The sequence below is a fragment of the Microbulbifer sp. 2205BS26-8 genome, from assembly GCF_030731025.1.
GTDB classification, from domain to species: Bacteria; Pseudomonadota; Gammaproteobacteria; order Pseudomonadales; family Cellvibrionaceae; genus Microbulbifer; species Microbulbifer spongiae.
Window position 1 is genome coordinate 1 of sequence record NZ_JAVAMR010000086.1, and the last position, 4,525, is coordinate 4,525.

1 protein-coding gene is annotated in these 4,525 nt (G+C 38.9%); it reads right to left on the minus strand.

Annotated elements, in window-relative coordinates:
• Positions 1 to 422: 422 nt before the first annotated feature.
• Positions 423 to 4,157, minus strand: a complete 3,735-nt coding sequence (locus Q5Y71_RS16325; RefSeq protein ID WP_306043148.1) for a polysaccharide pyruvyl transferase family protein — start codon at positions 4,155 to 4,157, stop codon at positions 423 to 425.
• Positions 4,158 to 4,525 lie beyond the last annotated feature (368 nt).

Sequence of the window (4,525 nt, forward strand, 5' to 3'; positions counted from 1 at the left end):
GCGGACCTAACGCCGCGAGCGCTGGTCGCGTCCAATTCAAAAACTGGAACCTGACGTTGTCACAGCTCGCGATCCACTTCCCGGAGCGATTAGAGAAATACATCAGCCTATGAGGCTACTTGCTGACACAGAGTTTTGAACACCCTCATCAAGGGCGATAATATATAATCACTCCCCAACATGATTGATGCTCGTGCTCGCCGGTTAACACCTAGCGAGCTGCGCGGTTTTGGTTCAGTTGCTCATTGGTTAATGCTTTCTAGAATGTTAATCCTCGAGAAACTCAGAGTGATTCGGGCATCAGCATGTCAGGTTAGTTGGCTAAAAAAATTTGAAGATCCTCTACGAGGTCAATTTCGAACCATATTGAACAAAGAACCTGTCAATAAGTATTAAAATTTCTTAAGGGCCCACTATTTACGCTATATATCAACTTCACACAATATCCAAGCATGTACTTTCTCTCGGCTATTCATGCTTTTAGCAAATACCGTGAACTTTGCATCAGGAAATAACTCTGAGAGATTTTTCTCAGTAAATCTTGTGAAATGACCTTTATACATAGGGGGGGGTTCGAGAAATGGGACCGAGACAAATAACTTTTTTTGTGCCAGATTTCTTAATATTGTGACTGCTTCTTTAACCCTGCTTGGTGGGAGATGCTCAATTACCTCAAAGCAAGTCACAACATCTCTGGCCTCTGTTTCACCAAGCTCAAATATGCTTTTGTAAATTCTCTCTATATGTCCTGTACTATCGAACCACTTGTCCCAATCTCTTGTGTCTACGGAGGCTATTGGAGCATATTTATTGTTAGTGGAGAATAGGTTCACAAACTCACCGAGGCCGCTACCAATATCAATAGTAGGGAGATCATTTGGAACCATTTGCCAGCAAATGTCGGCACGTTTCCAGTTTGACAAGGGGACTCTTCTTTTAATTGACTCTTCGTCAAACCTATTAACGTATATTTTTCTCAGCTCAATGGCGGCAGTACTTAGTTCCCAATCGTTTACGATGACACAGGCGCATTTTTTGGCAAACTTCGAATCAATCAAGGGCCACCAAGCTGGATGATGCACTGGTTCATTTGATCTACTCCTGATAATCTCCTGCTTGGGCAGCTGGCTTGTGACTTTCTTTAATATAGGAATAGATTTTTTCGCTGTAGTTTTCCAGTTTCGCTCTGCTCTGACAAATTCTTTACCGCGTTTTCCCAAGCTGCTCCTGAATGTGACATCCACAATCAATATTTGGAGGGCTGACGCAAGAGATTTTATATTGCCCTTTTCGAATACGAGCCCTGTATCTCCATTAGATATCATATCTGTAAGTGCTTTTACGCTTGATACAATGACTGCTTTCTCCATTGAAAGTGCCTCTAGGGGTTTCATTGGGGAAACCATTTCACATACAGGCCAAGGTTTGCGAGGAAAGGGTGCGATGTCAATGAGAGAATAATATGTCATAACCTCCTTGTGAGGTACTCTTCCAGGCATGATTAGCCAATCATCCAGTCCGATACTCTTTGCTATTTTTTTTAAGCCTTCTGTAATTGGGCCAGTAATAGATCCGGTAGACTCTTCACTTCCTACAATCAATAATCTGAATTCAAGCCCTTGGGATTTTAACAGCCCGCAAGCCTGGATAAGATCATCAAGCCCCTCATAGTCGACTAATGTCCCTATGTATCCAATTACAGGAACATTAGAGCCAACATCAAGATGCTTGGCCAAATTACTATTACGTACTAATGGAGTGAATTGGTCAGCATTACAAGAGTTTGGTAGGATCGTAATTTTATTTCCAGGCACCCCTCTTCGAACAAGCTCGTCTTGCATTCCAGAAGTTAGAGTGAAGATATGATCAGCTGAATTTGCAGTTTCAGTTTCCATCCGCACTGTTAAATTATAATCATCTGTTCTTTTGTACTTTTTATCACGAGACATTTTTGTAACTTCGGCGAGCCCCCTCAGCTCGTATATCACAGGAATACCAACTCTTCGCGCTGCAATTATTGCGGGCAGTGCTGTGATATAAAATGAAGCTGCGATCACTATAGAAGGGCGAATTTTTCGAAACCGATTCTCCAAAAGGCCAATGGTGCTTTTCATGTACTTCGCTGTGGATATCCCTTTTCTTTTTGGGTAGATAATTCGACTATAGTGTACTCCATCAATGTTGCTGTCAGTAATGTCGGTATGATCTATTTTTATCGTATCAAGTGGAAAGCCGGGGCGAGTAACGGCCATAACTTCATAGCCATTTTGAAGTAGGCCAAGCGAAAGTCCATGGGCGCGAGTTGCATAACCTCCAGAAGCATATGGTAGTGAATTGTGAAGTATATAGCATACCCGCTTGGGTACTGGATTAATTGGATCGACCCCCTTGATATTTAAATAGTTAAGAATTTCTAGTTGATCTTTTGATATTTTGCTAGGTTGTTTCTTGTTTTTTTGATAAATTCGTAGCAACTTTATAGGTAAAAGTGGCCAGTGATGTGGTCGTTTCACGTCCTTGATAATTTGTTTTCCAAATTTATACGTTGTAGTTTTTTTCAGTGACCTATCTTGGTGCATTAAGATTTTCATATGTTCTTTGGTGACTTTAAGGGTTTGTTCTATTTCCTTTTTATCCTTAGATAATTCGTTTGCCTGAGCAGAGACAATTTCAAAAGATTCTTTATAACTTTTTTCTGCTACTAATAGGTTAACAAATTCACGCGTGACCTTAAGTGTTTGTTCAATTTCATTTTTCTTTTTTTCTAACTCACCAGTGTTTACTGGAATATTTTCGTAGGTTTCTTCATGGCTTTGCTCTGTTTCTAATTTTTTTAGAAAGTGCTCGGAAGAATAATCTCCCAATAAATACCAAAGTTTCATAATGTTGCCAGGATCGGCAGTACGGTTTTCATTACCAGTTAGCCAGGCCAATGTAGCTTGACGCAATGTGGCTAAACGCTTTTGGGTCTTTTCCGGTAGTTTTTGCATATCTTGAATTTTTGTAAATACCTTCTCTACTACAGTATCTATTGAGTTTTTAGTTAATAAATCATACAAATTTTCCTCGTCAATCATTTCGAATAAGCCAGCAATTTTATGGCCATGTATATCAAAATAAACTCCGTGAACAGGTTTCTCGATAATTATAGCAAGAATAATGGCGTGAAATCGTGACGCGACAACAAAATTTGATCGAGCGAGGCACTCGATATATTGCTTGACTGATTTAGGACGATAGAGTTGAATGCGATTTTTATTAATATCGTTTGAATACTCTGTCAAGAAGGATTTTGCTAATTTTTCGTCTGCTAAGGTTTGCACATAAAGTACAATGTGCTGATCAGTCTGTGAAAGAAAACGCTCAGATAATTTTTTTATAAATTCAAAAGCAAGGCTGCTTTTGTATCCAATATCACTTCTCTTATCTGATGTAGATTTTAATTGTTCTCTAGAAAGTCGAATTCCCCAAAATTCAGATCTCATGACGACAGCCAAATGTCCTTTCGGAACTATATATTCTTCGGTTTCGTTCACGGGATAGTCTTGAAGGTCCACCAAATCTATAAAAAAAGCCGGGTCTAGTAATAAAGGTGGATTATTATGAAAGCCCAAGGATTGTATATATTGTTTAGAGAGAAGATCTCTAACAGCAAAATCATCAACAACCTGAAGAGCTTGGCAAACTAGTTCACTTGATTGATCTACTTCAAATGGTCCAAATGTAGATGGCAAAAGTATAACACGCTTGCTAAGTAGTTTGGCTGCCAGAATCGGCAAACTCCTCCAGAAAATTGCGTCAATATTATGGTGATGTTTATATGAAAACAAATGCTCACCTGATGCCAGTATGATGAGGTCAGCATTTTGAGCCCCGCAATGCTCTAAAAATGTTCTCGGGTCAGACAAAAACTTTAGTGCCTTATTCGGAGAAGGGATAAACGTGAACACAGTATCAATATCTGGACCAAACGAAGCTAGGCCATCTTGTATATATTTATTGGTCTTGGATCCAAAAAAAATTATATTTATAGAAGCGTCTGGAAATGAATTCCGAAGTAGGACTATTTCCCCAGCATTAATCGCCAAATCTCCGATGTTGCTGGCCATATGTCCATAAAAGACAAAAATTCGAGAGATTTTGGTTTGTTTCAACATATGAATCACCATTTTCATTCTGTCACAGATATCTGTCATTTCAAGCCATCTGATGATCGGCCTGACTTGGTAATTTATTTTTGCCTAAGATAGTAGCACACATAGTATTCTTTCAATTGGTAGTGTTATTCAATGATCGTAATTTTTCGTTACCTGTATTTGGAAGTCCTGGGAAAGAGTATGTGAATTCAGATCCATTAACTGTAATTTAATTTTTCTACCTTAACTCTCATTCCTGGATTGTAATATGAAATTTTTTTCATAAATCATTGATAACAAATTTAACTCTTATCCATAAAGTCACAACCTTACTACCTAGGCGACTGCAAAGGATACAGTCGCCTCTTGGAAAAATGACTTAACCAGCC

Coding starts and splice junctions, on each gene's coding strand:
- Q5Y71_RS16325 (WP_306043148.1), bottom strand. CDS start 4,157: ATGTTGAAACAAACCAAAATCTCTCGAATTTTTGTCTTTTATGGACAT.